Source organism: Microvirga sp. 17 mud 1-3 (assembly GCF_003151255.1).
Lineage (GTDB): Bacteria > Pseudomonadota > Alphaproteobacteria > Rhizobiales > Beijerinckiaceae > Microvirga.
This window is the reverse complement of the sequence record NZ_CP029481.1, coordinates 1256066-1281811: the sequence shown is the minus strand read 5'-3', so window position 1 is coordinate 1281811 and position 25746 is coordinate 1256066. Positions and strand designations below refer to the sequence as shown.

Genomic DNA, 25746 nt, shown 5'->3' with positions numbered 1-25746 from the left:
AGGCGCTATGAGCGAGTTCCTGATGCCGTCGCTCGGTGCCGACATGGAGGCGGGAACGCTCGTCGAGTGGTTGGTCAAGCCCGGCACGGCCGTGAAGCGGGGCGACATCATCGCAGTCGTAGAAACGCAGAAAGGAGCCATCGAAATCGAGGTATTCCAGGAGGGCACCCTCGAAAGGCTCTTGGTCGAGACTGGCGCCACCGTGCCTGTAGGTACGCCTCTCGCACTGATCCACGAGGCCGGAGTTGCAGGTGCTGGTCCCAGCCCCGTTGAGGCCGCGCAGCCAGGGCCGCCTCTACCTGCAATCCGCGAGATGGCAGCAGCTCCCCTCACGCCCCCTCCGGCCATCGTTCCGGGTGCCAGCGCTCTCGGTCGCGTTTTTGCCTCCCCCGCCGCCCGGCGGCTGGCGAGCCTGAAAGGCATCGATCTCTCCCGGATCAAAGGAAGCGGCCCTGCTGGAGCAGTGCTTCTGGCCGATGTCGAGGCTGCGCAGCCAACAGGCGCTCGGGCGGAGGCTCAGCCGCAGGCGGCCTCCAGCATTGCGCAGATGCGCAGCGCCATTGCAGCAGCCATGGCCCGGTCGAAACGCGAGATCCCGCACTATTATCTCTCGCATGTGACCGATGCGGGAGCAGCACTGGCGTGGGTCGCCCACGTCAATGCCGAACGCTCTCCGGAGCAGCGTCTCCTCCTGGGCGCCCTGTTCGTCAAAGCTACGGCCCTTGCGGTCGGCCACTTTCCCGAGTTCAACGGGTTCTTCATGGACCAGACCTTCCGCCCCAGCAGCCCGGTCCATGTCGGCTTTGCCGTTACGATCCGGGGCGGCGGACTTGTCGCCCCTGCGATCCACGATGCCAATACCCTCCCGCTTGACCAGCTCATGGCAGGAATGCGCGATCTCGTCGGGCGCGTGCGCTCAGGGCGGTTTCGCAGCTCCGAGATTGCAGACCCGACGATTACGGTATCCAGCCTCGGTGAGCGAGGGGTCGAGACCCTCTTCGGTGTCATCTATCCGCCGCAGGTCGCCATCGTCGGGTTCGGCAAGGTCATAGAGCGTCCCTGGATCCATGACGGCGCCATCATGCCCCGGCCAGTCGTGACGATGACGCTCGCGGCCGACCATCGGGTGAGCGATGGCCATCGCGGTGCATTGCTCCTCTGCGAGATCGAGCGCCTTCTCCAGCAGCCGGAAAGCCTATGACAGACCTCGACATCCGCACCATCATTCAACACGAACTGAGGCGCATTGCCCCTGACGTCGACGTGGCGGCGATCAATCCGAACGGCGATCTGCGAGAGGAATGCGACATCGACTCGATGGATTTCCTGAATCTGGTCGCAGCCCTGCACCAACGTCTCGGGGTCAACGTCCCTGAGCTTGACTATCCGAAGCTCATCACCTTGAACGGCGCAATTGGCTATCTGCAACAGAAGCTTGCGGGAGCTTGATCTATCGGATGCTCACCGCTTCTGCGCGTGACTGAACGCGGAGATATCGCGTCAGCCTCAGTCATCACGCCTGCCCACGCGCCTTTGCCGATCCGAAAATTCTGAGCCTGAAATGCCGCTCAGATCGCAAAAAGCCACTTCCGCTAGCGCGGGTTGCTGAAGAAGGTATCCTCCGCCGCCAGATCGGCAATTCGCCGTGCCAGGACCTGAGCGACCGATAGCAATTCCCGTTTTTCATCCGCCGTCAGTTGCTCACCTGAGCGGTCCAGCGCTGGCCCGATAGGGGGCTTTCAACCTCTGCGGTCTTCAACAAGGGACCGTTCTCGTCCCAACTCACCGTCAGCTTCAGCATAGGGCAGCTCCTGATTTAGGCACTCCCGTACGAGACTGGGAAAAAGGTACTCGATTCAACAACGATCTGGAGCTGCCGCCCATCACAGACCGAAACGGCCATCGTTTTTCCCGCGCTTGCTTCGGGCATCTAACCGTACCCAGGACTTCCCCGCGCCCGGCCGGATAGCCTGTTATGTGCTATAATTAAACGAGCACAAGGGTATCCCGCGGGCCTTTATCATTGGAACCTAAGCTGAGACGCAATTCAGGCCGGTCCAGCAGCTTGCGCATGAGTTGCAGGGCCACATCTTTATTCCGGTCAGCTCCGCGAGGAGATCCAGGGCATCCCCTCAATGGCGACTGCGCGCTACAGGCCACACATTCCTGCGGCCCTCATGAGGTTGGCGGAAGCGACCACTTGACCACTCATGTTCAACGGCACAGCGCCTGCTAAACGGTTAGAAACTAAAGAAAAAGCCCCCGGGCCATGGAAAGTGGTGGGCCTGGCAGGACTCGAACCTGCAACCAGACCGTTATGAGCGGCCGGCTCTAACCATTGAGCTACAGGCCCTTCAGGGAAGGGTCAGGGGCTTTTAGCGGCAAAAGCGGTCGCTCCGCAACGGTCTTGCGCCAAGTCGGCTGACCCCGCCTTCCCGGCCCATGCCCCAGCGGCCTTTAGGGCCTGAACACCTCGATCTTCTCGTCGAAGCCTTCAAGCGCATGGGCGCCGAGGGGGGTCGGGTTGCCCCAGAGGTGTTCCACGAAGGGCTTGGACATGAGGAGCGGCTCGCCCAGCTGCTTGTTCAGCTCGGCGATCCGGCTGGCCATGTTCACGTCGCGGCCGATCACCGTGAAGTCAAGGCGTCGGCCCGAGCCCACATTGCCGTAGGCGGCGTCCCCGTGGTGGAGCGCGATGCCGATATTGATGGGCACCGGAAAGCGCCCCTCGCTGTTGGCGGCCTGGATGCGCCGGAGCGCCTTCGTGGCGGCCGAAAGGGCCGATTGGGGCGCGCCGCCCGTGTCGTCGCCCCGGTCGCGGACGATGGCCAGGAGGCCGTCCCCCAGATATTTCAGCACCTCCCCGCCCTCGTCCTCGATGGGCGGGACGAGGCAGTCGAAGTAATTGTTGAGAAGCTCCACCGCGTGCTCGGGGCTGAGCGTCGAGGAAATCTGCGTGTAGTCCCGCATATCGGCGAACAGGATGGCCGAGCGGATCCGCGTCACCTGCCCGCGCAGGATCGCGCCCGACAGGATGGCCTTGTGGGGCTCATCGCCCACATAGATGCGCAGAACCTCGTCGAGGCGGTTGCCCGTCGTCCTCAGCTCCACCACCAGCGCGAAGGACGGCATGACGAGGCGCAGGATCCGCAGGGCCGTTTCATTGAACCCTCCCGGCGAACGGGTCGCGAAGGAGATTGCGTTCTCGGCGCCGCTGCTGAAGCGCAGCGGGACCGTGAGATAATGGCGGTATCCGGCCTCCTTCAGCTCGGGCAGGATCGGGAAGCGATCCTCGGGCGTCTTCTCCAGGTCGAGCAGCAGCCACTCGCCCGTCTTGTTGACATAAGCGAAGGGGCTTGAGCCGTAGACCGTCTCGCGCCGCTCCCCGTGCGGGAGATAGCGCACCACGGTGCCCTCGTCCTTGGTCCAGAAGCGGCCGATCCCGGCATATTCCGAGTGCAGCGCCTCGATGGCCGAGGCCGCCCTGTCGATGGGCAGGCCGAGTTCGCGCAGGTGCTCGATGAAAGCATTGAGGATATCGCTCGGGTCCTCCATCCGGGCCGCCCCGGTCACGAGCCAGTCGCGCAAGGAGATGACCCGCGAAAGGGTCTCCGGGTCCAGGCTGCGCGCCAGGGTCAGGGGGTCGTCGAGAAGGCCGGGTTGCGAGGACATGAGCATCATATCGCCAAGGTGGGAGCGCGTGGGCGGACCTGCAAGCGGGGGAAGCATCGCTCGGGAAAGCGCCCCGCCGCCGCTTGCCGGAACGCTTTCGTTTTGACACTCTCGCCCGCCGCAACTAGAGCCGTGCCATGTTCACCATCGATACGCTTTTCGTCACCAAAATCTACCGCGCGGAACTCACCGGGCCCAAGTCCGAGCGCCTCAACACGGAGCTGGAGGGCGCCTGCTGGTCCATCGCGGAGGACGACGAGGCCGGGCAGCGCTGGTGCGAGAAGAACGGCTATCCGGGCTATACGTCCTACGCCTCGCTCGACGACCTGCCCTGGCGCGTCCCGGTCTTCGGCGACCTGCTCAAGAAGCTCGACAGCCATGTGGCGGCCTTCGCCAAGGAGCTGGAATTCGACCTGAAAGGCCGCAAGCTCGAGCTCGACAGCCTCTGGATCAACATCCTGCCACCGGGCGGCGTGCACACCTCCCATATCCACCCCCATTCGGTGGTGAGCGGCACCTATTACGTGACGATCCCGGACGGGGCGAGCGCCCTCAAGCTTGAGGATCCGCGCCTTGGGTTCATGATGGCGGCGCCGCCCCGCAAGGCCAAGGCCAAGCCGGAGAACCGCCAGTTCGCCTATATGGCGCCGAAGCCCGGCACGGTCCTGCTCTGGGAGAGCTGGCTGCGGCACGAAGTCCCCGTGAACGAGGCCGAGAGCGAGCGCATCAGCGTCAGCTTCAACTACGCCTGGCGCTGAGGCGCCGGGCCGGCCCTCAGGCGTGTCGCCCCGGCCGCTCGTGCGGCAGGAAGACCGTGAGGAGCCCGATGGCCGGCAGGAACGAGCAGACGCGATAGACGGTCTCGATACCGGTCCAGTCCGCCAGCTCGCCCAGCACCGCGGCGCCGAGGCCGCCCATGCCGAACGAGAGCCCGAAGAACAGGCCGGCGATCATCCCGACCCGGCCGGGCACCAGCTCCGTGGCATAGACCAGGATCGCCGAGAAGGCGGAGGCCAGGATCAGGCCGATGATGACGCTGAGAACCCCGGTCCAGAACAGGTTGGCGTAGGGCAAGGCCAGGGTGAAGGGCAGGACGCCCAGGATCGAGAACCAGATCACGTATTTGCGCCCGATCCGGTCCCCGATGGGCCCGCCCAGCACCGTGCCGGCCGCCACCGCGCCGAGGAAGATGAACAGGTGCAGCTGCGCATCCTGCACAGAAAGCTGGAACTTCGAGATTAGATAGAAGGTGAAATAGCTGGTGATGCTCGCCGTGTAGAAGTTCTTCGAGAAGACGAGCAGCATCAGGATGGTGATCGACCAGAAGATCCGTTTCCGCGAATGCGTGGACCTGACCGCCGCGGCGCGGGGCTTGGACCGCAGGGCTGCGAGCTTAGTCCCGTACCACCGGCCGACCTGGGACAGGACGATCATGGCCAACAGGGCGACCGCCGAAAACCAGGCGATGCTTGGCTGGCCCAGGGGCACGACGATGAAGGCCGCCAGGAGCGGCCCGATGGCCGTTCCGGCATTACCGCCCACCTGGAAAACCGATTGCGCTAGGCCGTGCCGCCCGCCGGAGGCCATGCGGGCGACGCGGGAGGATTCCGGGTGGAACACAGAGGAGCCCATGCCGACCAGCCCGGCCGCGAGGAGCAGGAGCGGATAGGAGGAGGCACGCGAGAGCGTGAGCAGGCCGACGAGCGTGAAGCCCATGCCCACCACGAGGGAGAACGGCATCGGCCGCTTGTCCGTGTAGAAGCCGACCAGGGGCTGGAGCAGCGATGCGGTGAGCTGGAACGTGAGGGTGATGAGGCCGATCTGCGCGAAGTCGAGCGCATAGCTCTCCTTCAGGAGCGGGTAGATCGCCGGAATGAGCGACTGAATCAGGTCGTTGAGGAAATGCGAGAAGCTGATGGCCGCCAGGATCGGTACGGCCACTCCTTCCACCGCAGGACGGGCAGGAGCGGCGGCGGAGGCGATGGTCGACTTGGTATCCATGGCGTTCTTGAGCGTTTCTCGGGCGTTTCGTGAGAGGCTCGGCGGACGCACGGCCCCAATCATCATCTTTAAGGGACAGGGCTATAAACCAAAACGGCCGCGCCCTCTCCTTTTCTCAACGCAAGGCTGCATTGACGAGCGGACATTCCCGGCCGCTCCACCACGCCTCTGGAACTCCTGCCGGCGCCGGCCTGGGATTCAGGCCCTGCTCCTCTAGATAGAACGATCCGGGACCGCCTTCCAGCCGGCCGCTTGGCCATCGCCCGGCCGGAGACGGCCTGCCCGACAGACCCGAGCAAGAGTTCCGCCGCCCATGCCGCAGCCGAGTTGGCGAGAAGCGATATTCTCGATCAAGACCTTCGGCGCCGCGATGCTCGCCCTGTGGATCGCCTTCCGCCTCAACCTGACCCAGCCGAGCTGGGCCATGCTGACCGCCTTCGTGGTCTCCCAGCCCATTGCCGGGATGGTGGCGGCGAAATCCCTCTTCCGGGTCGCCGGGACGATTGTCGGGGCCGCAATCGCGCTCCTCCTGGTGGGGCTCGTCGCCCAGGCGCCGCCGCTCTTCCTGGTCCTTCTCGCCCTGTGGATCGGGACCTGCACCTTCACGTCCGTGCTCCTGCGCGACGCCCCGGCCTCCTACGGGGCCGTCCTGTCCGGCTACACGGCCGCGATCATCGGCATCCCGGCCGCCCTGGCGCCCGAGACGGCCTTCGACTACGCAGTGGGCCGCTGCATTGAGATCGTGCTGGGGATCGGCTGCGCGACGCTCGTGAGCCAGCTCGTCTTTCCCCGCTCGGCCGGAGAGGCCCTGAAATCCTCCGTCGACGCGACCCTGAACGCCTGCGCGCGCTGGGTCGCCGACATGATGCGCGGCGGAACCGACCCAGATCGTTTTCTCTCCGATCAGCGCAAGCTCATCGCCGACGTGATCGCCCTCAACGCCCTGCGGATCTTCTCGGCCTTCGATACGCCCACCGTGCGGGCGGCCGGGGACGTGGCTCGGCACCTGCAAGGGCGCCTTCTCGCTTTGCTGGCCCTGCTGGTGTCCATTCACGACCGGCTGGTGCTGCTGCAGCGCGAAGCGCCCGAGAAGCTGGACCGGCTCCAGCCCTTCCTCGAAGCCGCAGAGGGCATTTTCGGTCGAGAGGAGGTGCTGATTGCGGACCCTGCCCTGGAAAGGACGATCCGGGACCTGGAGAACAGGATTTCCGAGGCGGTCCCCTCCCTCGACGACCTGATCCGCGACCCCGAAACCATTTTGGTGCGCAACATCCTGCTGCGCCTGCGCGACGCGCTCGAAACCTGGCGGCACATCCTGGCCCTGCGGCAAAGCCTCTTCGACGGCCGACCCATACGACTCGGCGAGGCAGCTCCCTCCACGGCCCGCTACCGGGACGTCACCCTCGCCCTGGTGGCCGGTGGGATCTCGGTGACGGCCGTGCTGACGACCTCAGCCTTCTGGATCCTGTCCGGCTGGAGCAACGGCAGCTCGGCGGTGATCTTCAGCGGGGTTATTTGCAGCATCCTGGCCTCCCTGGACGACCCGGCGACGGCTGCCGGGAATTTCCTGCGCATGACCCTGCTCTCTGCTGTGGCGGCGGCCATCTATCTCCTGGCGGTCCTTCCGGCAATCGACGGCTTCACGTCCCTGGTCATGGTGCTGCTGCCCTTCTATCTGCCCTTCGGCATCCTGCTGGCGCTTCCGCGCATCGGCACCCAGGTAACGCCCCTCGGCCTGAATCTCGTGGCCTTCCTCAGCCTGACCAACAGCACCACGCAGACGGATTTCGCCAATTTCCTCAACTCCACCCTCGGCCTCCTCGGTGGGATCGTGGTCGGCATCCTGATGTTCCGGCTCCTGCGGCCGCTGGGTGTCGAGTGGGCCGTCCGGCGCATCCGTCGCGGGATCATGAGGGACCTCCAGGCACTCGCCTCCGGAGAGGTGAGCGCCGACCGCAGCCGTTTCGCGAGCCGGATGTTCGACCGGATCAACGCCCTGTTCTCCCGCGTGGACATCGCGCGGCCGGAGCAACAGGGCCTCATGCGCGGCGCGCTCACGTCGCTACGCATCGGCTTCAATCTCCTGACCCTGCGCGCCGTCCGCACGGCCCTGCCGGCACCGGCTTCCCGTGCGCTGGACGCGGCCTTGGCGGATCTCGCCCGGCATTTCCGCCACCTGAAGAACGGGCGTCAGAATCCGACGCCCCCGGACCTTCGTCCCGCCATCGCCATTCTCACGACTCATCGCTCGTCCGCGACCGCCGATGCCCTGACGGCCCTGATGGCCATCGGCAGCGCCATGGACCGTCACGGAGATTTCTTCGGCATTTCAGAACCCTACGCGCTCCATGCCGTCCTCGCCCAGCAGGAGAGTGCATGATCAAGGAAATTGACCTGTTCGGCATCTTCGTGCCGCCCCTCTTCGCCTATGCGGCCGCGGCGGCGCTTCTCTGGCTCGTCCTGAAACGGATCCTCGCCTGGCTCGGGGCGGACCGCTTCGTCTGGCATCCGGCGCTGTTCAACACGGCGCTTTATGTCCTCATCCTGTCGGGCTGCATCGCGGCCGTCTTCCATTGGGATCGTTGAACCGTGCTTGCGTCTCGCACCTTTCGGGTCGTCGTCACCGCCTTCGTGGTCGCCCTGGCGATCACGGGCGGGTTCTTCGCCTGGCGCCTTTATGTGGAATCGCCCTGGACCCGCGACGCGCGCGTGCGGGCCAACGTGATCCTGATTGCGCCGGAGGTTTCCGGCACCGTGGCCGACATGCGGGTGAAGGACAACCAGGCGGTCAAGAAAGGCGACGTGCTGTTCGTCATCGATCCGGAGCGCTACCGCTTCGCCCTCGCGCAGGCGGAGGCCACCGTAGAGGCCCGGGAGCAGGAACAGGAGCAGCGCCGCCGTGAGCTGGAACGGCGCACGCGCCTCTCCAGCGCGGCCATTACCGTGGAGGCGCGCGAGCAGGCCGCAACGGCGGTCGCCCTTGCGGAGTCGGCCTATGACGAGGCGCTGGCCGCTCTCAATACCGCCCGCCTCAATTTCGACCGCACCACCGTGCGGTCGCCAGTGAACGGCTACGTCACCAATCTCCAGGTCCATGCGGGCGACTATGCCGTGGCCGGTAAGGCTTCCCTCGCGCTGGTCGACAGCGACTCGTTCTACGTGGTCGGCTATTTCGAGGAGACGAAGCTGCGCAACCTGCGCGAGGGCGACCCGGCCGAGGTGCGCCTCCTCGGCTTTCCGGAAGAGATCGCCGGACGCGTAGAAAGCATCGCGCGGGCCATCGCGGACCGGGAGACCGTGTCGGGCACCGGAGGGCTCATCGCCAACGTGAACCCGACCTTCAGCTGGGTGCGCCTGGCGCAGCGCATCCCCGTGCGCATCGACCTCGACAAGGTGCCGGACACGATCCGCCTGAGCGCCGGGATGACCGCGACCGTAGTCGTGAAGCCGCAACGGGAGAACGCCGCCCGGCCCTGATGCGAGCGCCTAATCCTCCCGCTCGTCCCACTCGTAGATCGGCTCGGGCTCGTCGGCGCCGTCCACGACCTCCTCGTCCACGTCCCGGAACGAAATCTTGACCAGCGGAACCACGCTCTCGTCCCCCTGCTGAACGCGCTCGAAGCGCAGCAGGTCGTAATAGGCGCAGCGCGAGCGCCCTGGATAGGAGCGGCAGACCCCCGGCCGCGCATGGTAGATCGTGCAGCCGCGGGTCTTCTGGTCGAGGAATGTGCAGGTGCGTTCGAAGATGACGTCCTTCACGCGCTTGAGGACGCGCTCTCCGTCATAATCGGTCGTGTAGCGTTTCTGCGCCTCGGCGAAAGTCACGCCGAAATGCTTCGCCAGGCGCGCGATATCCTGCTTCGACACGGCGACGCGCTCGTAGATCGAGCAGCAGAAGGCCGGACACTTGTTGCAGTTGAAATAGACGCGAGGCTGGTCGTCCTTGATGACCCGTTCGGCCATGCGCGCTCCTTTGATCCAGGCTGGGTATGATGGGAGAACAATGCACGCTTTCAATAGCGGCCGGCGGTCACGCATCCGTTAATGCGACGACGCGTCCGCCGGATGCCGGATTGCTGCCTCGGTCGCCGGATGATGGCGGTGATAGGTGCCTGCGCTCTGGGGCTTGATGAAGAGCGTGGTGATCTCGGGATGTGCCTGCCGGATCTTCGTCTCCACGCGGGTGACGCAGGCTTCGATGTCGGGCGTGCGCAGCTCGTCGGAGAACTCGGCGCTGAGCGCCGCGACCACCTGGTTCGGCGCAAGGTGCACGGTCACGACGCCGTTCGCCCGCTCCACGGCTGGGTCGGCCTGCGCGATGGCCAGGACCGAGCCTTCCAGGCGCTTGTTGGCAGCCTCCCCGATGAGCAGCCCCTTCGTCTCGCGCGCCAGGACGAGGGCCGTGACGGCAAGCACCACGCCGATGCCGAGGGAGGCCATGCCGTCGAGCTCCGGCATCTCGAAATATTGGGCCGCAGCCACGCCCGCGAGGGCGATCAGGAGGCCGGCCAGGGCAGCCGTGTCCTCGAACAGGACCGTGAAGGTCGTGGGATCCTTGCTCTCCCGCACGGCGCGGAAATAGCCGAGCCGCCCCTTGGCCTTGCGAAATTCCTTGAGGGCGATCCACCAGGACCCGCCCTCGAAGAGGAGAGACAGGCCCAGCACCACATAGGCGACGAGCGGGTTCTCCATAGGCTCCGGATGCCGGAGATGGACGATGCCTTCATAGATCGAGACGCCCGCGCCGAGAGAGAAGATCAGAAGCGCGACGATGAAGGTCCAGAAATAGAGCTCCCGCCCATGGCCGAGGGGATGCGCCTTGTCGGGTGGCTTCTTGGAACGGTGGAGGCCATAGAGGAGCAGGAGCTCATTGCCGGTATCGACGAGGGAATGGACGCCTTCGCTCAGCATGGCGGAGCTTCCGGTCCAGGCGGCCGCCACGAACTTGGTGACGGCGATCAGGAAATTGCCGATCAGCGCCGCGTAGATGACTTTCTTCGATGAGGTCTGCGACGCCATGCTCGCCCTGCTCCGTCCAGAGCAGAACGGTCAGGCTCGGCTGCGGTTGCATCTCCCGACGGGAAAACCGGCCGGAGCAGGGTTCGCTCCGGCCGGATCAAGATCACTCGGCAGGCGCGAGAACCGCCTCGGGGGACCCGGCACGGGCCTCTTCGCGGCCGTTATAGACCGCGAGATCCAGGATGCCCTCCTCCTTGGCGACCAGCACCGGCACGAGGATCTGGCCGGTCACATTGGTCGCCGTGCGCATCATGTCGATCACCCGGTCGATGGCCACGATGTAGCCGATCCCCTCCAGGGGCAGGCCCGCGGTGCTCAGCGTCAGCGTCAGCATCACGATGCTGGTGCCCGGAACGCCGGCCGTGCCGAGGGAGCCGAGCACCGCCGTAAGACCGATCAGCACGTATTGCGTCAGCGAGAGGTCGAGGCCGAAATACTGCGCGATGAAGATCGACGCGATGGCCGGATAGATCGCGCCGCAGCCGTCCATCTTCACATTGGCGCCGAGCGGCACCGCGAAGCTCGCATAGCTCTGCGGCACGCCGAGACGCTCCACCGCCACCCGCAGGGACATGGGCAGGGTCGCCAGGCTCGACGAGGTCGCGAAGGCCATCTGCTGGGCCGGCAGTGCGCCGCGGAAGAAGCGCCCGACCTTGAGGCCGTGCAGCTTCAGGAGACCGCCATAGACCACGATGATGTGGAACAGGCAGGCGATGTACATGGCCGCGATGAACTTGCCGAGGGGCAGCAGGGACGACAGGCCGTAGCGCCCCACCACCCAGGCGATGAGGCCGAAGGTGCCGATGGGCGTCAGCTGCAGGACCCAGCGGGTGATGCGGAACACAAGAGCGGCGCCCTGGTCGGCGAGCGCCCTGAGGCCTGCTGTCTTCTCGCCGAGGGAGACCAGCGCAGCGCCGACGATCCCGGCGAAGAAGAGCACCTGCAGCACGTTCGTGTCCGCCATGGCCTTGATGGGGTTCGTCGGCACGATGCCGATGAGCACCTCGAGCGGAGACGGGATCGTCCGCGCCTTCACCTCGCCGAGCGGCAGGTTCGACAGGCCGAGGCCTGGATCGATCAGGTGGCCGAACGCGAAGCCGACCAGAACCGCGACCGCGGAGGTCGCCATGAACCAGAACAGGGTGCGGGCTCCGAGCCGCGCCACGTTCCCAGCCTCGGCCAGCTTCGCGACGCTGGACACGATGGTGAAGAACACGAGCGGGATCACGATCATCCGCACGAGGTTCAGGTAGATGTCGCCGAGCGGCTTGAACCAGACGGCAGCCTTCTCGCCGAAAAGCACGCCAGCCAGAATGCCGAGCGCGAAGCCGACCGCGACCCGCTGCCAGAGCGGCCGGCTAAACCACGTTTTAATCATGTATTTTGCTTTCATTAAGCAGATTTGATCGTGAATATTTGGCAAATCACGTTATCATATGCAATTCCCGCCAACGCGGGGGCGTAATGACGTCTCTGCATGGCCGAAAACAAAAAGGCCGCCCGGCGAACCGGGCGGCCCCGCGGTCAAGGCTGGGGGGCTTAAGCCTATTCCGCGGCCTGAGGAATCGCCTCGCTCGGCGACAGGCCCATCCGGGCGGCAACACCGAGGCCATAGGCCTTGTCGGCGAGGTAGAAGTGGAGCACCTGGCGCTTCACGATCTCGACGGGCACGCCCTGCATCGCCTCGGCGATGTTGTCCATGAGCTGGGCCTTCTGGTCATCGCTCATCAGCCGGAAAAGGGCTCCGGGCTGGCTGTAATCGTCGTTGCCGATCCGGTGGTCGTAGCGGTCTGCATCGCCCGAGATCTTCAGCGGGGGCTCGGCGGCGCGGGCATCCTGTGTCGGGCCGCCGAAGGAGTTCGGCTCGTAGTAAGCGTCGCCCCGCTCGGGCACCTCGAACAGCATGCTGCCGTCGGCATGATAATGATGGACCGGGCAGCGCGGGCGGTTCACGGGCAGGGCCTCATAATGGGTGCCGACCCGATAGCGATGCGCATCCGCATAGGCGAAGATGCGGCCCTGGAGCATCTTGTCGGGCGAGAAGCCGATGCCCGGCACGATGTTCGACGGTGAGAAGGAGGATTGCTCCACCTCGGCGAAGTAATGCCTGGCGTTGCGGTTCAGCTCCAGGATGCCGACCTCGTGCAGCGGGTATTCCGCATGCGGCCACACCTTGGTGAGGTCAAAGGGGTTGTAGGAGGTCTTCTCGGCATCCGTTTCCGGCATGATCTGCACGCAGACCCGCCAGCGCGGATAATCGCCCTGCTCGATGGCCTCGTAGAGGTCACGTTGGGCGCTCTCGCGGTCCTTGGCGATAACGGCTTCCGCCTCCCGGTTGGTCCAGTTACGAATGCCTTGCATCGACTTGAAGTGGAACTTCACCCAGAAGCGCTCGCCCGCATCGTTGAGGAACGAATAGGTGTGCGAGCCGAAGCCGTGCATGAAGCGGTAGCCCTGCGGCAGGCCCCGGTCCGAGAACAGGATGGTGACTTGGTGGAGGCTCTCGGGCGAGAGGCTCCAGAAATCCCACATGGCGGTGGCGCTGCGCAGGTTGGTGGCCGGATGGCGCTTCTGCGTGCGGATGAAGTCGGGGAATTTCAGCGGGTCGCGGACGAAGAAGACCGGCGTATTGTTGCCGACCACGTCCCAGTTGCCCTCCTCCGTGTAGAACTTCACCGAGAAGCCGCGCACGTCGCGCTCGGCATCCGCCGCGCCGCGCTCGCCCGCCACGGTGGAGAAGCGCAGGAAGATTTCCGTCTGCTTGCCTACCTCGGAGAATAGCTTCGCCTTCGTGTACTTCGTGACGTCCTGCGTCACCGTGAAGGTGCCGTAGGCGCCCGAGCCCTTCGCATGAACCACACGCTCAGGAATGCGCTCCCGGTTCTGATGCGCCAGCTTCTCGACAAGCTGGTAATCCTGCAGCAGCAGCGGCCCGCGCGGGCCGGCCGACATGGAATTCTGGTTGTCGGCGATGGGAGCGCCGGCCGTGGTGGTCATGGTCGGTTTCGTCATGGTGGTCCTCCTGGATTGGGTGCACCATCGGCGAGGCTTAACCATAAGTCCAATTCGATTGTCTGACCGCCTCGATCAGTTTAACTTATCGTCATGATCACCCTGCGCCAGCTCCGCTATCTCGCGGCCGTTGCCGAGACGCACCATTTCGGCCGCGCGGCCACCCTCTGCCACGTGACCCAGCCGGCCCTGTCCATGCAGATCCAGGAACTGGAGCAGTCCCTGGGCCTTCATCTGGTGGAACGGCGGCGCAACGCCGTGGAACTGACCTCCGAGGGCCGGGAGATCGTCCGGCACGCCTCCGCAATTCTGGCCGCGGTCGCTGACCTGGAGGATTATGCCCGCCGGGAGAAGCCACCCCTTGTCGGCATGCTGAGGCTCGGCATCATCCCGTCCATCGCCCCCTACCTGCTGCCGAAGGCCCTCCCCCTGCTCCACGAGCACCATCCGGAACTCGACCTGCGCGTCCGCGAGACCCAGACCGCAGCCCTCGTGGACGAACTCGTGCGCGGCGAACTCGATCTGATCGTCGCCGCCCTCCCGCTCGACCGCCCGGAACTCGACACCCTGGCGGCCTTCGAGGACCGTTTCCTGGTGGCGCGGCAGGCCCGGGCTGGGAGGAGCGCAAACGAGCGCATCACGCCCGAGGCCCTCGCGTCGGAGCACGTGCTGCTGCTGGAGGAAGGCCACTGCCTGCGCGACCAAGCGCTCAGCGTGTGCAGCGCCCTCTCGCCCGACACGTCCCAGGCTTTTGGCGCCTCCAGCCTCTCGACCGTCATGCACCTCGTGGCCAACGGCTACGGCATCACCCTCCTGCCCGAGATGGCGGCAGCGACGGAAGGCACGGACCGCGTCCAGCTCGTGCGCTTCACGGAGCCGGAGCCGGTGCGCACCATCGGCCTCGCCTGGCGCCGCTCCTCCTCCCGGCGGAAAGATGCCGCTACCCTCGCCAGTGTGCTGACGGACGCACGGGCCTGAAACGCTCTAGGTGGAAACCGGAAGGCGGCTTACAAAGGCCCCGCCTTCCGCCGAGGACTGACTTCATGACCCTGGACCCCTTGCTCGAACGTCTCGCCGTCGCGCTCGCCATCGGAATGCTCATCGGGCTCGAGCGCGGCTGGAAGCAGCGGGACGAAGCGGAGGGCGAGCGCGCGGCAGGCCTTCGCACCTACATGCTCGCGACCCTCCTCGGGGCGCTCTGTGCCATCCTGAGCAACGGGCTCGGTCCGGTCTTCCTGAGCCTCGCGTTCCTCGCCTTCGCGATCGCCTTCACGGCCTTCGCGTGGCTCGAGGCCTCCGCAGAGGGCAATGTCAGCGCGACCGGCACGGTGGCGGCGCTCCTCGCCTTCGCGCTCGGAGCCTATTCGATCCTCGGCGACATCCGCATCGCAGTCGCCGTGGCCGTGACCGCGACGATCATCCTGGCCCTCAAGCAGCCGCTCCATTCCTGGCTGAGGCGGCTGACTTGGGTGGAGATCCGCGCGGTGCTGATCCTCCTCGCCATGACGTTCCTGCTCCTGCCGCTGCTGCCGAACCGCACGGTCGATCCTTATGACGCGATCAACCCGGCGGAGATCTGGCTGCTCGCCATCGTCATCGCGGCCCTTTCGTTCGTGGGCTACGTAGCCGTCAGGATTCTGGGGAGCCGCCACGGCGTCGCGCTGGCGGCGCTTGCAGGCGGCCTCGCCTCCTCGACCGCGACCACCGTGACCCTCGCGCGCCTATCCCGGGAGCAGCCCGGCGCGAGCCGGATCCTCGCGGGCGGCATCCTCCTTTCGAGCGCCGTGATGGTCGTGCGGGTGATTGCCGTGGCGGGCGCCGTGAACGTGCCGCTCCTCGCACCCCTCGCCTGGCCGCTCGGGGCGGGCGGGCTCGTGCTGCTCCTCGCCGGAGCCCTGCTGCTCTGGCATGCCGGCCGGGATGGAAGCTCTCCGGACCTGAAAATCCAGAATCCCTTCGAACTCGGAACGGCGCTGCGCCTTGCGGGCCTGATCGCCCTCATCAGCCTCTTCGCCAAGATCCTGGGCGAGAAGTTCGGCGGCGCGGGCCTTAACCTCCTCGCCATCCTCTCGGGAATCGCCGACGTGGACGCGGTTACCCTCTCGTTCGCCCGCCTTTCGCAGACGTCCCTCCCCCTTGCGGCGGCCGCAATCGGGATCGCGCTGGCGGTCGCGACCAACACGGTGGTGAAGACCGGCATGACCTTTGTGCTCGGAACGCCAAAAACCGGCTGGCTCGTCGCCGCCGCAGGCGCAGCCGCCATCACGGCCGGCGCCGTGACCCATTTCCTGCGCGTGGGATAAGAGGCGACCCAGCGGCCAAAAAAACAAGGCGCCCGGATGGGGCGCCTTGGGAAGTCCGGTCAGTTGTCCAGGAAGCTCCTGAGCTTCCGGCTGCGGGACGGGTGCTTGAGCTTGCGGAGCGCCTTGGCCTCGATCTGGCGGATACGCTCGCGGGTCACCGAGAACTGCTGTCCGACCTCCTCAAGGGTGTGGTCGGTGTTCATGCCGATACCGAAGCGCATGCGCAGCACGCGTTCCTCGCGCGGGGTCAACGACGCGAGGACTCGCGTCGTTGTCTCACGAAGATTGCTCTGGATCGCTGCGTCGATGGGCAGGATCGCGTTCTTGTCCTCGATGAAGTCGCCGAGGTGCGAATCCTCCTCGTCGCCGATGGGCGTTTCGAGGGAGATCGGCTCCTTGGCGATCTTGAGGACCTTGCGGACCTTCTCGAGCGGCATGGCGAGCTTCTCGGCCAGCTCCTCCGGGGTCGGCTCGCGGCCGATCTCGTGCAGCATCTGGCGCGAGGTGCGGACGATCTTGTTGATCGTCTCGATCATGTGCACCGGAATGCGGATCGTGCGGGCCTGATCGGCGATCGAGCGGGTGATCGCCTGCCGGATCCACCAGGTGGCATAGGTCGAGAACTTGTAGCCGCGCCGGTACTCGAACTTATCGACCGCCTTCATGAGGCCGATATTGCCCTCCTGGATCAGGTCCAGGAACTGGAGGCCGCGGTTCGTGTACTTCTTGGCGATGGAGATCACGAGACGCAGGTTCGCCTCGATCATCTCCTTCTTGGCCTGCCGGGCCTCGCGCTCGCCCTTCTGCACCATCATGACGATGCGCCGGAATTCCTGGATCTCCAGGCCGGTCTCGGACGCGAGGTTGTGGATCTTCTCGCGCAGCTCGTGGATCTGGTCCTTGCCGCGGGCCACGAAGTCCTTCCAGCCCTTGCCGCCGAGCTTGGAGACGCGCAGGACCCATTTCGGATCGAGCTCCCAGCCCTGGTAGTGCCGGAGGAACTCCTCGCGGGCGACGCCGTGGCTCTCGGCCACGCGCATCAGGCGGCCCTCATGGGAGATGAGCCGCTTGTTGATGTCGTAGAGCTGCTCGACCAGGGCCTCGATGCGGTTGTTGTTGAGCGACAGGGACTTCACGGACGCGACGATGTCGGCCTTCAGCTCCCGGTACTTGCGCTCCTGGGCCGGCGTCAGCTGCTTGTTCTGCATGCGCTGCTCGACATGCTCCACCTGGAGCCGCCGCAGCTTCTTGTAGTTGTCCGCGATGGAATCGAAGGTTTCGAGGACACGCGGCTTCAGCTCGGCTTCCATGGCCGAGAGAGACACGTTGTTCTCCAGGTCGTCGTCGTCCATCTCGCCTTCCGGCGGAGTGGCGCCCTCGCCCTCCTCGGCGGCGGGCTCCTCCTCGCCGTCGCCGATCGCCTCCCGCGGCGCACCCTTTCCGTCGGGGCCCGCATAGGTGGCTTCGAGGTCGATGATGTCGCGCAGGAGCACCCGGCCCTCGACGAGCTCGTCGCGCCAGATGATGATGGCCTGGAAGGTCAGCGGGCTCTCGCAGAGCCCTGCGATCATGGCCTCGCGCCCGGCCTCGATGCGCTTGGCGATGGCGATCTCGCCCTCGCGGGAGAGAAGCTCCACCGAGCCCATCTCGCGCAGATACATGCGCACCGGGTCGTCGGTCCGGTCGGTCGGCTCCTTGGCCGTGGTCTCGCGGACCGCGACGGCGCGAGTCTGGGTGGCCTCGACGAGGTCGCCGCCATCGGCCTCCTCGTCCTCGGCCTCAGCCTTCTCGCCTTCCTCGGCCTCCTCCGACTCGACCACGTTGATGCCCATCTCGGACAGCTGGCCGAGCACGTCCTCGATCTGCTCGGACGAGAACTCCTCGGAGGGCAGGACCTCGTTCAGCTCGTCATAGGTTACGTAGCCGCGCTTCTTGGCGAGCTTGATCATCCGCCGAACGGCGGCATCGGTCAGATCGAGAAGAGGCCCGTCGCTCTGCTGCTCAGGCGCTGCGGTCTCGGCTTCGTCCCGTTCGGTTGCCTTCGTTGCCATGCTTTGCACTACTCCGGCGCCCCACCGGCCCCCAAGCCGGATCGGCGATGCGCGAATGGGCAGCGAAGCTCGAAGGCCTCACCACCCGAAATTCATTCCAAACAATAAAACAGCAAGTCGCTTGACTAACCGTTAACCATTCTCCCCGCTCGTCCGTCCGCCCATGCCCGCCGGGCATCAGTGGTCGCGGTGGACAACTCCGTCGTCTAGATCGGCCTCGGCACCCTCGACGGAAGACAGCTGGTTTTGGACCTCTCGCAGCCAGGCGAGATTGGCCTCGTTGTCGTCTTCGGCGAGTGCGCGCTCCGCAGCCCGAAGCTCGCTATGTAACGTGCGTGCGCGGCGATGCAAGGTGATTGCCTGCCGCAATGCGTCTTCGAGTCGCAGGAAATCGGCATGCGGATCAAGGACCCAGCGGTCCCCGGGGCGTACCAGAGATGTAAGACGTTCCGCCACATCCGCAAGCCCCGCCCGCTCCAGGCGGGCGCGCATCACGTCGGGATCCGAGGGCTCGCCATGGGCCGCGTCGTCGATGAGAAACCGCCGGAGATCCTGCGCACCCCTCCCCTCAAACTCAAGCTCCGCAAGGGTTTCCGCGTGACTGTGGAGCATCTCCGGATGGGCCAGGAAGGTGCACAGGATCATCGCGTCGCGGGGCGTCTCGCCGGAGCCGCCCGTGAAAAGGGCGCTGCGGGCGAGCAGCGGGCTGATGCTCAGCCTGGCGCTCGGCGTGATCGGCGCAGGGCCCCGGCGGCCCCGCCGGAAATCTCCGCCCTGGCGGCTGAACCGACCTGGCCGCGGCTCCGGATTCTGCGTGGAAAGACGGCTTTCGACGTCCTCCCGGTAATAGCGCCGGAGGGTTTCGTCGCGAATCAGTGACAGCGATTCGCGCAGGCGCTGCTCCAGCGCGGCCCGCCGCTCCGGCGTATCGAGGGGACCGACCTCCACCTCCCGCGCCCAGAGGATGTCGATGAGAGGCCGTGCGGAGGCGAGCACCCGCTCCATGGCGGCCGGGCCGCCCGAGCGCACGAGATCGTCCGGATCCTGCCCTTCCGGCAGGAGCGCGAAGCGCAGGGACTTGCCGGCACTGAGATTGGGCAGGGCGATGTCGAGGGCGCGGTAGGCCGCCCGGCGCCCGGCCTTGTCGCCGTCGAAGCACAGGATCGGCTCGTCCGCCATGCGCCAGAGCAGGGCGAGCTGGTCCTCGGTCAGGGCCGTCCCTAAGGGCGCGACCGCATTGGGGAAGCCCGCCGTGCTCAGCGCGATCACGTCCACATAGCCTTCCGCGACGATCACGGTCCCACGGTCGTGGGCGGGCTTGCGGGCAAGGTGGAAATTGTAGAGAAGGCGCCCCTTGTTGAAGAGCGGCGTATCCGGCGAGTTGAGGTACTTCGCCGAGACCTCCGCGCTCATGGCCCGGCCGCCGAAGGCGATGACCCGCCCGCGCAGGTCACAGATCGGGAACATGACCCGGTCCCGGAACCGGTCATAAGGGACCTTCACATCCTCGCCGGAATAGAGGAGGCCCGCCTCCTCCATCATCTCCAGGGGCACGCCCTTCCCGGCCAGATGGTCCCGCAGGGCGTAGCGCTCCGGCGGCGCATAGCCGATCCGGAAGCGCTCCTGGATCTCGCGGCCCAGGGAACGACCGGCCAGATAATCGCGCGCCTTCAGGCCGAACCGGCCCTGGAGGGACGCCATGAAGAACTCCGCGGCCATCTCCATGACGTCGTAGAGGGTGTTGCGTTTGACTTCCTCGGCCCGGTCCTCGCGGGAGAGCTTCGGCAGCGCCACACCGGCTTCCGCGGCGAGCCGTTCCACGGCCTCCGGGAAGGACAGCCCCTCGGTCTCCATCAGGAACGTGAAGATGTCCCCGTGCTTGCCGGACGAGAAGCAATGGTAGAACTGCTTCTGGTCGTTCACGTAGAACGAGGGCGTCTTCTCGGCGTTGAACGGGGACAGCCCCTTCCATTCCCGCCCGGCCTTCTTGAGGCGCACGCGCTTGCCCACGACGGCCGAAACCGGCAGCCGGGCGCGGATCTCCTCGAGGATCTGGGGCGGGTAACGCAAGGTCAGCGATATCTCCAAACAACCTGGATAAACTAGGGCGGCGGCAACCGAGACAGAAACCGAATGCCCAAGCCGCCCTGTGCCCGCAATCCACAGCTTCGCCGCACCTTGAGCCAGTGACATGATTGGAGAGGAGAGACGCGGGAGGCGCTACCCTGCCCTCTCCAACGTCCCTCACTCTCCCCGCAAGGGGGAAGGAATTCTGTCGAGCCATGCCCCTGTCAGACCATGACACTCCCGTCATTCCGGGGCGGCTCGTAGAGCCGAGCCCGGAACCCATAGCCGCTGAGGGTGCAGAATAGGGAGCTGTGAGAACCACTGCGCCATTCTTGGAAAGCTCAATGGTTATGGGTTCCGGGCCCAACGCTTCGCGCTGTCCCGGAATGACGGGGAGCGGTTTGGGAATGACGATGGCGCCATGACGGCATGCCGCTGCGTCCTCCGGGCGGTGAGGCCCGGAGGAGAATGCAGGATCGAGGGGGACGAGAGGATCGCTCCGGCTCTGAGGGAATGATGAATAATGCGGTGAGCCGAAGCGTCAGCGCGCACGGTTTGTTTCGGCGGACCGGCCGCGGAAGGTCCACGTACTGCCCGGACGCGGCGTTGCGGTGAGAACCGCACGCGGCGCCGGGCCAGCCCGGACCTCCGGCTCTGCCGGGGCCACCTGGGCCCCACCTTGCGTCGGGTGGGACCACAGGACCGTTCCGCTCCCCGCATTCGGCGACGCCTCGCGAGCGCGCCCCTCGGCGGGAGCAGATGCGCAAGGATATAGCTTAGCTTGACCGCCCTGTCAAGAACCAAAGAAGAACAGGCGAGGCAAGCGCGCCGCGATCCCCTCCCCCTTGTGGGGAGGGCCAGGGTGGGGGTGTCGGCGCAGGACTTTCAGAACGTGGCGCTCACCCCCTCTCCAACTCTCCCCCACAAGGGGGGGAGAGGGCACTTCGGCGCCTCCCGCGCACTCCAAGTTCTAGGGGTGAAGAGGCAGTGCGGCGGGTCGGGGCTCGCCTTCTCTGGAGAGGGCCCTCCCTCACCCCTGCCCCTCTCCCACACGGGAGAGGGAGAAGCGCAGCGGAGAGGATATCGCGCCTGTCCGTTGCAACGCCTGTCACGACCGCGCCAGCGGCGTCCCCAGCACGAGATGAGTCGTGGCCGTCGCGACGCCTTCGGTGGCCGCAACCGTATCGCGGACGTGGTCGAGGGCCGCGTTAGAGCCGCAGGCCACCATCACCATCATGTCGATGGAGCCGGTCAGGGAATGACAGGCGACGATCTCGGGGATTCCGGCGAGGTGCGGGACCACGTGCTTGCAGCGGAAGCCGGGCTGGAACGTGACGGCGATCATGGCCCGCACGGCTGGGTCCTGCTCGGCTGCGAGCTCCACCGTGTAGCCCCGGATGACCCCCTCCCGCTCCAGGCGGCGCATCCGTTCCTGGGTGGCGCTGCGCGAGAGCCCGACGCTGCGGGCAAGGCCCACGAGGCTCTCCCGGGCGTTCTTCCGCAAGGCCGCGATCAGAATCTTGTCTTTGTCGTCGAGCATGACGGATCAGCCTGTGCGGGAAGGTCGTGACCGGCATTTAGCCGGCCGGACCGTCATCTTGTCGAGTGAAACCGGCACCATGTCGTGCCAGAAATGACGGACCAAGGAGACCCCGATGACCCTCGCCAACGCCGCCCTCCTGCCTGTGGATATGCAGCAGGCCTTCGACCAACCCTCCTGGCCCCGCCGCTGGAACAACGATCTCGACGCCAACGGCCTCGCCCTGCTGGAAGCCTGGCGGACCAGGGGTCTGCCGGTCCTCCATGTGAGGCACGATTCCGTGGAGCCGGGCTCGACCCTGGCGCCGGGTCAGCCGGGCAATGCCTTCCGCCCGGGCTTCGAGCCGCGCTCCGGCGAGGCGCTGATTTCCAAGAGCGTCAACTCGGCCTTCATCGGCACCGATCTCGACCTCCGGCTCAAGCGCCTCGGGATCCGCACAATCGTGGTCTTCGGGATCTCGACCGACATGTGCGTCTCGACCACCGTGCGGGTCGGCGCCAATCTCGAATACGAGATGGTGCTGGTCGAGGATGCCTGCGACTGCTTCGAATTGCCGGACGGCGCGGGCGGCACGATTCCCGCCCAAACCGTCCACCGGGTCCATGTGGCGACGCTCGGCTTCGAGTTCGCCCGGGTGACGACGACCCGGGACCTTCTCGCAGAGCTGGGCGCGGCCGCCGGGAAGGCGGCCTGACCAGAGGGGCCCCAGCCCAAGGGCTTAACCCTTGGGCAGCATCTCCTTCACGAGACCGCTCGCCTTGGCGAAATCCATGCGGCCGGCATATTTGCCGCGCAGGAGGCCGACCACCTTGCCCATGTCCTTCATGGAGGCGGCCCCGGTCTCGGCAATGGCGGCCTCGATGGCGGCCTTCACCTCCGCCTCGTCCATCTGCTTGGGCAGGTAGGAGGAGATGACCTCGGCCTCCGCCTTCTCCTGGGCGGCGAGCTCCGCCCGTCCGCCCTGCTCGTACATGGTGATGGATTCCTGGCGCTGCTTGATCATCTTCTGGAGCAGGGCCAGGATCTCCTCGTCCGTGGCCTGGCCCTTGCCGGCGCCGCGGGCCTCGATGTCCTTGTCCTTGAGGGCCGCCTGGATCAGCCGGATGGCGCCGAGCCTGGGCTTGTCGCCGGCCTTCATGGCTTCCTTCATGTCGGCGGTGAAACGTTCGCGCAGCATGCGCCTCTCCTTGCGTTTTAAGCGTCCGAGCGTTGACGTGGCGCGAACGGCCCCTTAAGTCACCGGGATTGGGCCCAGGGCGTCACAGGCACGCCTGCTCGAACGCGACCCGTTGGGCTGGGACTTACAAGAGATCATGACGATGCTGCAAGACAAAGACACCACCGGGTCCTCCTCGGGTGGCTGGACGGAGCCGCGCGCCACGGCTGTTCTCGTGCTTCAGGACGGCACCGTCCTGGAAGGCTTCGGCATCGGCGCCATCGGCGAGGCCACGGGCGAGGTCTGCTTTAACACGGCCATGACGGGCTACCAGGAAATCCTGACCGACCCGTCCTATGCCGGCCAGATCATCACCTTCACGTTCCCGCATATCGGCAATGTCGGCGCCAACGACGAGGACATCGAGAGCGTGAACGCCGCCTCCTCGTCGGGTGTGCGCGGCGCCATCATGGCAGCCGCAGTCACCGATCCGTCGAACTGGCGGGCCTCCCGCCACCTGGACGGCTGGCTCAAGGCCCGTGGCATCGTCGGCCTCACGGGCATCGACACCCGGGCGCTCACCGCCCTCATCCGCGAGAAGGGCATGCCCAACGCGGTGATCGCGCACGACCCCGAGGGCCGCTTCGACCTCGACGCCCTTAAGGCCCGCGCAGCCGCCCTGCCGTCCATGGACGGGCTCGACCTCGTCCCCCTGGTCACCGGCGCCCAGCGCTTCGACTGGGACGAGAGCACCTGGACCCTCGGCCAGGGCTACGGCAAGCAGGCCGAGACCAAGCATCACGTGGTCGCCATCGATTATGGCGTGAAGCGCAACATCCTGCGCCTCCTCGCCCGCGCAGGCTGCAAGGTCACGGTCGTGCCCGCCACCGCCTCGGCCGACGACATCCTGGCGCTCAAGCCCGACGGGGTGTTCCTGTCCAACGGTCCGGGCGATCCGGCCGCCACGGGCGAATATGCGGTTCCGGTGATCAAGAAGGTGCTGGACGAGAAGATCCCGACCTTCGGCATCTGCCTCGGTCACCAGATGCTGAGCCTCGCGGTCGGCGGCAAGACCAAGAAGATGCACCAGGGCCATCACGGCGCGAACCATCCGGTCAAGGACAGGACCACCGGCAAGGTGGAGATCACCTCCATGAACCACGGCTTCGCGGTTGATCCCGAGACCCTGCCGCAGAACGCGGTCGAGACCCACGTGTCGCTCTTCGACGGCTCCAATTGCGGCATTGCGCTGACCGACCGGCCGGCCTTCTCGGTGCAGTACCACCCGGAAGCCTCCCCGGGCCCGCAGGACAGCCACTATCTCTTCGACCGCTTCGTGAAGATGATCGAAGACGAGAAGGCGAAACGCCAAGCTTAAAGACTATTTTCTTCCGGCCCGGCGTCGAAGCTTGGCCGGAAGAAGGATGTCTCCGCGACAATGCATGTGACAACACGTGTATTGCGCAAGTTCCCCAAATCACGTTAACCGGTCGAAAACCAAAAAACATTGACCATACGAATCGTGATTTGGGGGTTTCTCCGATGACCATTGACGAAAAGACAGGCGAATTCGGACGCCTGCACAGCCTGTTCACGTTCCACCTGGGGGTTGCGGTCGGCCTGGCGTGGCTCACCTCGCTTTACGCGTCCTTCTATGCTCCCTGGGTCCGCAACATCCGTCCGCTGATCGATCCGTCCTATGCGGGTCAGGTGGAGAGCACCTGGTCGTTCCTCTTCGTCTTTCCGGCTGTTCTGACGATCGCCTGGCTGATGTCCGTGTCCGGGCGCGAGATCTTCCGGCAGATGCGGATCTTCAAGAACCAGATGATCGAGTTCGCCATCGCGGGCGCCCTCGCGTTCGTGGTGTTCTACCTCGCCATCGACCGGGCCGTGACGGCCCTCTCGCTCGGCCTCTGAAGACCCGCCCACTCGCGTCAAATCCGCAACCGTGATCAATTCGAGGCCCGTAAGGTCGGGTCTCGGAGTGATCCATGCTGCAGACAAAACACAAGACGCGACTCGATTACGGCCGCCGGGTGGCCCTGGTCATCGACCATATCGCCGACAACCTGGACGGGGATCTGTCCTTAGAGCGGCTTTCAGGCATCGCCTGCTTCTCGCCCTATCATTTCCATCGCATCTACCGCTCGATTGCGGGCGAGACGGTTGCCGATACCGTCCGCCGGCTGCGGCTGCACCGGGCTGCCGGGGAACTGGCCCGCTCGGCCTATCCCATCGAGCGGATCGCCCGGCGGGCGGGCTATGGCTCCGTCGAGGCCTTCACGCGGGCCTTCGGTAACGGCCATGGCGAGCCCCCGGGCGCGTTCCGGGCACGGTTCACTCCGTTTCGCCCAACCGAAAACGGAGACGACATCATGCTGCCTGTCACAGTGAAGGATTTCGACGGCGTTCATCTCGCGACCTACCCTCATCGCGGCAACTATCACGATATCGGGCGATGCTTCGACCGACTGGCCGCATGGGGCGGCGCACGGGGCCTCTTCAGCACCCCGCGCCGGATGATCGGCCTCTATTACGATGACCCGGGGAGCGTGCCGGAGGCGGAACTCCGCTCCGAGGCCGGCCTCGAGGTCGAGCCGGACATGCCGCTCTCCGACGGCATGACCCTGCGCCATATCCCGGCCGGGCGGATCGCGACCATTCTCTACAAGGGGCCCTATACGGGGCTGGATGAGGTCTATCGCCAGCTCTACCGCGAGTGGCTTCCGCAGAGCTGCGAGGAGGTCGGCGATCAGCCGGTCTTCGAGACCTATCTCAACAATCCCCGCGACGTTCCGGCCTCCGAGCTCCTCACCGAGGTCTCCCTGCCGCTGAAGGGCTGAGTCCCCTGGCGATAAGGGGCATCAAACCTTTCGGCACATCCGGCGTTCTGCCTTCCGACTGAACGAGACAGACGGACACGGA

Annotated in this window: 22 protein-coding genes and 1 tRNA gene; 12 read left to right on the top strand and 11 right to left on the bottom strand. The window is 65.8% G+C overall.

The genetic code is table 11. The annotated features are described in order from the left end of the window. Nucleotides 1–7: 7 nt before the first annotated feature. Both C4E04_RS06005 and C4E04_RS06000 read left to right on the top strand, forming a co-directional pair. Nucleotides 8–1201 (top strand): dihydrolipoamide acetyltransferase family protein, encoded by a 1194-nt coding sequence (locus C4E04_RS06005; RefSeq protein ID WP_109595901.1) that lies wholly within the window; start codon nt 8–10, stop codon nt 1199–1201. Next, nucleotides 1198–1449: an acyl carrier protein gene (locus C4E04_RS06000; protein WP_109595899.1), complete on the top strand. Its 252-nt coding sequence runs from the start codon at nt 1198–1200 to the stop codon at nt 1447–1449. Before C4E04_RS06005 ends, C4E04_RS06000 begins: the two co-directional genes overlap by 4 nt. A gap of 828 nt (nt 1450–2277) precedes the next feature. Here C4E04_RS06000 and C4E04_RS05995 read toward each other — a convergent pair. After that, nucleotides 2278–2353, bottom strand: a tRNA-Ile gene (locus tag C4E04_RS05995). A gap of 104 nt (nt 2354–2457) precedes the next feature. Beyond that, nucleotides 2458–3672: an adenylate/guanylate cyclase domain-containing protein gene (locus tag C4E04_RS05990; protein WP_245416248.1), complete on the bottom strand. Its 1215-nt coding sequence runs from the start codon at nt 3670–3672 to the stop codon at nt 2458–2460. Nucleotides 3673–3809: 137 nt separating this feature from the next. Here C4E04_RS05990 and C4E04_RS05985 point away from each other — a divergent pair, with 137 nt between their 5' ends. After that, nucleotides 3810–4430 carry a TIGR02466 family protein gene (locus C4E04_RS05985; RefSeq protein ID WP_109595896.1) on the top strand — a complete coding sequence of 207 codons (621 nt, stop codon included), beginning with the start codon at nt 3810–3812 and terminating at the stop codon, nt 4428–4430. A gap of 16 nt (nt 4431–4446) precedes the next feature. On the opposite strand, the gene C4E04_RS05980 is transcribed toward C4E04_RS05985, so the two are convergent. Beyond that, nucleotides 4447–5655 carry an MFS transporter gene (locus C4E04_RS05980; RefSeq protein ID WP_371682053.1) on the bottom strand — a complete coding sequence of 403 codons (1209 nt, stop codon included), beginning with the start codon at nt 5653–5655 and terminating at the stop codon, nt 4447–4449. Nucleotides 5656–5986: 331 nt separating this feature from the next. Between C4E04_RS05980 and C4E04_RS05975 the strand changes: the two genes are divergently transcribed. Genes C4E04_RS05975 through C4E04_RS05965 form a run of 3 tightly spaced genes read left to right on the top strand, consistent with a single transcriptional unit; the run spans nt 5987 to nt 9150 of the window. Next, nucleotides 5987–8053 carry an FUSC family protein gene (locus tag C4E04_RS05975; protein WP_109595894.1) on the top strand — a complete coding sequence of 689 codons (2067 nt, stop codon included), beginning with the start codon at nt 5987–5989 and terminating at the stop codon, nt 8051–8053. Continuing rightward, on the top strand, nt 8050–8259 hold the full coding sequence (locus C4E04_RS05970) for a DUF1656 domain-containing protein (protein ID WP_109595892.1): 210 nt from the start codon (nt 8050–8052) through the stop codon (nt 8257–8259). Before C4E04_RS05975 ends, C4E04_RS05970 begins: the two co-directional genes overlap by 4 nt. A 3-nt stretch (nt 8260–8262) precedes the next feature. Continuing rightward, nucleotides 8263–9150 carry an efflux RND transporter periplasmic adaptor subunit gene (locus C4E04_RS05965; protein WP_109595890.1) on the top strand — a complete coding sequence of 296 codons (888 nt, stop codon included), beginning with the start codon at nt 8263–8265 and terminating at the stop codon, nt 9148–9150. A gap of 9 nt (nt 9151–9159) precedes the next feature. Here the strand turns inward: C4E04_RS05965 and C4E04_RS05960 are convergent, their stop codons facing one another. The 4 genes from C4E04_RS05960 to C4E04_RS05945 all read right to left on the bottom strand — a co-directional run bounded on the left by C4E04_RS05960 (nt 9160) and on the right by C4E04_RS05945 (nt 13704). Beyond that, nucleotides 9160–9636, bottom strand: a complete 477-nt coding sequence (locus C4E04_RS05960; RefSeq protein ID WP_109595888.1) for a YkgJ family cysteine cluster protein — start codon at nt 9634–9636, stop codon at nt 9160–9162. A 78-nt stretch (nt 9637–9714) separates the two neighbouring features. Then, nucleotides 9715–10692, bottom strand: coding sequence for a cation diffusion facilitator family transporter (locus C4E04_RS05955; RefSeq protein WP_109595886.1), 978 nt, complete (start codon nt 10690–10692; stop codon nt 9715–9717). A gap of 103 nt (nt 10693–10795) precedes the next feature. Next, nucleotides 10796–12070, bottom strand: a complete 1275-nt coding sequence (locus C4E04_RS05950; RefSeq protein WP_109595883.1) for a dicarboxylate/amino acid:cation symporter — start codon at nt 12068–12070, stop codon at nt 10796–10798. Nucleotides 12071–12237: 167 nt separating this feature from the next. Further along, the gene (locus C4E04_RS05945; protein WP_109595878.1) at nt 12238–13704 is read right to left on the bottom strand and encodes a catalase; all 1467 of its coding nucleotides are present in this window, start codon (nt 13702–13704) and stop codon (nt 12238–12240) included. A gap of 93 nt (nt 13705–13797) precedes the next feature. On the opposite strand from C4E04_RS05945, the gene C4E04_RS05940 reads away from it, so the two are divergent. Beyond that, the gene (locus C4E04_RS05940) at nt 13798–14682 is read left to right on the top strand and encodes a hydrogen peroxide-inducible genes activator (protein WP_109595876.1); all 885 of its coding nucleotides are present in this window, start codon (nt 13798–13800) and stop codon (nt 14680–14682) included. A 65-nt stretch (nt 14683–14747) separates the two neighbouring features. Then, nucleotides 14748–16007, top strand: a complete 1260-nt coding sequence (locus C4E04_RS05935) for an MgtC/SapB family protein (protein WP_109595874.1) — start codon at nt 14748–14750, stop codon at nt 16005–16007. A gap of 59 nt (nt 16008–16066) precedes the next feature. Here C4E04_RS05935 and rpoD read toward each other — a convergent pair whose 3' ends face one another. The 3 genes from rpoD to C4E04_RS05920 all read right to left on the bottom strand — a co-directional run bounded on the left by rpoD (nt 16067) and on the right by C4E04_RS05920 (nt 21665). Beyond that, complete coding sequence (gene rpoD / locus C4E04_RS05930; protein ID WP_109595872.1) at nt 16067–18058, bottom strand: RNA polymerase sigma factor RpoD; 1992 nt, start codon at nt 18056–18058, stop codon at nt 16067–16069. A 177-nt stretch (nt 18059–18235) separates the two neighbouring features. Then, nucleotides 18236–20128 carry a DNA primase gene (gene dnaG / locus C4E04_RS05925; protein ID WP_109595870.1) on the bottom strand — a complete coding sequence of 631 codons (1893 nt, stop codon included), beginning with the start codon at nt 20126–20128 and terminating at the stop codon, nt 18236–18238. Nucleotides 20129–21233: 1105 nt separating this feature from the next. After that, on the bottom strand, nt 21234–21665 hold the full coding sequence (locus C4E04_RS05920) for an Lrp/AsnC family transcriptional regulator (protein WP_109595867.1): 432 nt from the start codon (nt 21663–21665) through the stop codon (nt 21234–21236). A 115-nt stretch (nt 21666–21780) separates the two neighbouring features. Between C4E04_RS05920 and C4E04_RS05915 the strand changes: the two genes are divergently transcribed. Beyond that, a complete protein-coding gene (locus C4E04_RS05915; RefSeq protein WP_109595866.1) occupies nt 21781–22359 on the top strand; it encodes a cysteine hydrolase family protein in 579 nt (192 codons plus the stop codon). A 24-nt stretch (nt 22360–22383) separates the two neighbouring features. Here the strand turns inward: C4E04_RS05915 and C4E04_RS05910 are convergent, their stop codons facing one another. Then, nucleotides 22384–22842, bottom strand: coding sequence for a GatB/YqeY domain-containing protein (locus C4E04_RS05910; protein WP_109595863.1), 459 nt, complete (start codon nt 22840–22842; stop codon nt 22384–22386). Between the two features lie 142 nt (nt 22843–22984). Between C4E04_RS05910 and carA the strand changes: the two genes are divergently transcribed. From carA to C4E04_RS05895, 3 genes are all read left to right on the top strand, one after another. Continuing rightward, nucleotides 22985–24199: a glutamine-hydrolyzing carbamoyl-phosphate synthase small subunit gene (gene carA, locus C4E04_RS05905; protein WP_109600821.1), complete on the top strand. Its 1215-nt coding sequence runs from the start codon at nt 22985–22987 to the stop codon at nt 24197–24199. A gap of 164 nt (nt 24200–24363) precedes the next feature. Further along, nucleotides 24364–24738 (top strand): hypothetical protein, encoded by a 375-nt coding sequence (locus C4E04_RS05900; protein WP_109595861.1) that lies wholly within the window; start codon nt 24364–24366, stop codon nt 24736–24738. A 74-nt stretch (nt 24739–24812) separates the two neighbouring features. After that, nucleotides 24813–25664 carry a GyrI-like domain-containing protein gene (locus C4E04_RS05895; RefSeq protein WP_109595859.1) on the top strand — a complete coding sequence of 284 codons (852 nt, stop codon included), beginning with the start codon at nt 24813–24815 and terminating at the stop codon, nt 25662–25664. Nucleotides 25665–25746: the final 82 nt, after the last annotated feature.

What these genes read in the sequence shown, in the direction of transcription:
- carA (WP_109600821.1), top strand. Translation starts at nt 22,985, where the DNA reads ATGCTGCAAGACAAAGACACCACCGGGTCCTCCTCGGGTGGCTGGACG.
- C4E04_RS05935 (WP_109595874.1), top strand. Translation starts at nt 14,748, where the DNA reads ATGACCCTGGACCCCTTGCTCGAACGTCTCGCCGTCGCGCTCGCCATC.
- C4E04_RS05960 (WP_109595888.1), bottom strand. Translation starts at nt 9,636, where the DNA reads ATGGCCGAACGGGTCATCAAGGACGACCAGCCTCGCGTCTATTTCAAC.
- C4E04_RS05955 (WP_109595886.1), bottom strand. Translation starts at nt 10,692, where the DNA reads ATGGCGTCGCAGACCTCATCGAAGAAAGTCATCTACGCGGCGCTGATC.
- C4E04_RS05985 (WP_109595896.1), top strand. Translation starts at nt 3,810, where the DNA reads ATGTTCACCATCGATACGCTTTTCGTCACCAAAATCTACCGCGCGGAA.
- C4E04_RS05915 (WP_109595866.1), top strand. Translation starts at nt 21,781, where the DNA reads ATGACCCTCGCCAACGCCGCCCTCCTGCCTGTGGATATGCAGCAGGCC.
- C4E04_RS05900 (WP_109595861.1), top strand. Translation starts at nt 24,364, where the DNA reads ATGACCATTGACGAAAAGACAGGCGAATTCGGACGCCTGCACAGCCTG.
- C4E04_RS05975 (WP_109595894.1), top strand. Translation starts at nt 5,987, where the DNA reads ATGCCGCAGCCGAGTTGGCGAGAAGCGATATTCTCGATCAAGACCTTC.
- C4E04_RS05940 (WP_109595876.1), top strand. Translation starts at nt 13,798, where the DNA reads ATGATCACCCTGCGCCAGCTCCGCTATCTCGCGGCCGTTGCCGAGACG.
- C4E04_RS05990 (WP_245416248.1), bottom strand. Translation starts at nt 3,672, where the DNA reads ATGTCCTCGCAACCCGGCCTTCTCGACGACCCCCTGACCCTGGCGCGC.
- C4E04_RS05895 (WP_109595859.1), top strand. Translation starts at nt 24,813, where the DNA reads ATGCTGCAGACAAAACACAAGACGCGACTCGATTACGGCCGCCGGGTG.
- C4E04_RS06000 (WP_109595899.1), top strand. Translation starts at nt 1,198, where the DNA reads ATGACAGACCTCGACATCCGCACCATCATTCAACACGAACTGAGGCGC.
- C4E04_RS05970 (WP_109595892.1), top strand. Translation starts at nt 8,050, where the DNA reads ATGATCAAGGAAATTGACCTGTTCGGCATCTTCGTGCCGCCCCTCTTC.
- C4E04_RS05945 (WP_109595878.1), bottom strand. Translation starts at nt 13,704, where the DNA reads ATGACGAAACCGACCATGACCACCACGGCCGGCGCTCCCATCGCCGAC.
- C4E04_RS05910 (WP_109595863.1), bottom strand. Translation starts at nt 22,842, where the DNA reads ATGCTGCGCGAACGTTTCACCGCCGACATGAAGGAAGCCATGAAGGCC.
- C4E04_RS05920 (WP_109595867.1), bottom strand. Translation starts at nt 21,665, where the DNA reads ATGCTCGACGACAAAGACAAGATTCTGATCGCGGCCTTGCGGAAGAAC.
- rpoD (WP_109595872.1), bottom strand. Translation starts at nt 18,058, where the DNA reads ATGGCAACGAAGGCAACCGAACGGGACGAAGCCGAGACCGCAGCGCCT.
- C4E04_RS05950 (WP_109595883.1), bottom strand. Translation starts at nt 12,070, where the DNA reads ATGATTAAAACGTGGTTTAGCCGGCCGCTCTGGCAGCGGGTCGCGGTC.
- C4E04_RS06005 (WP_109595901.1), top strand. Translation starts at nt 8, where the DNA reads ATGAGCGAGTTCCTGATGCCGTCGCTCGGTGCCGACATGGAGGCGGGA.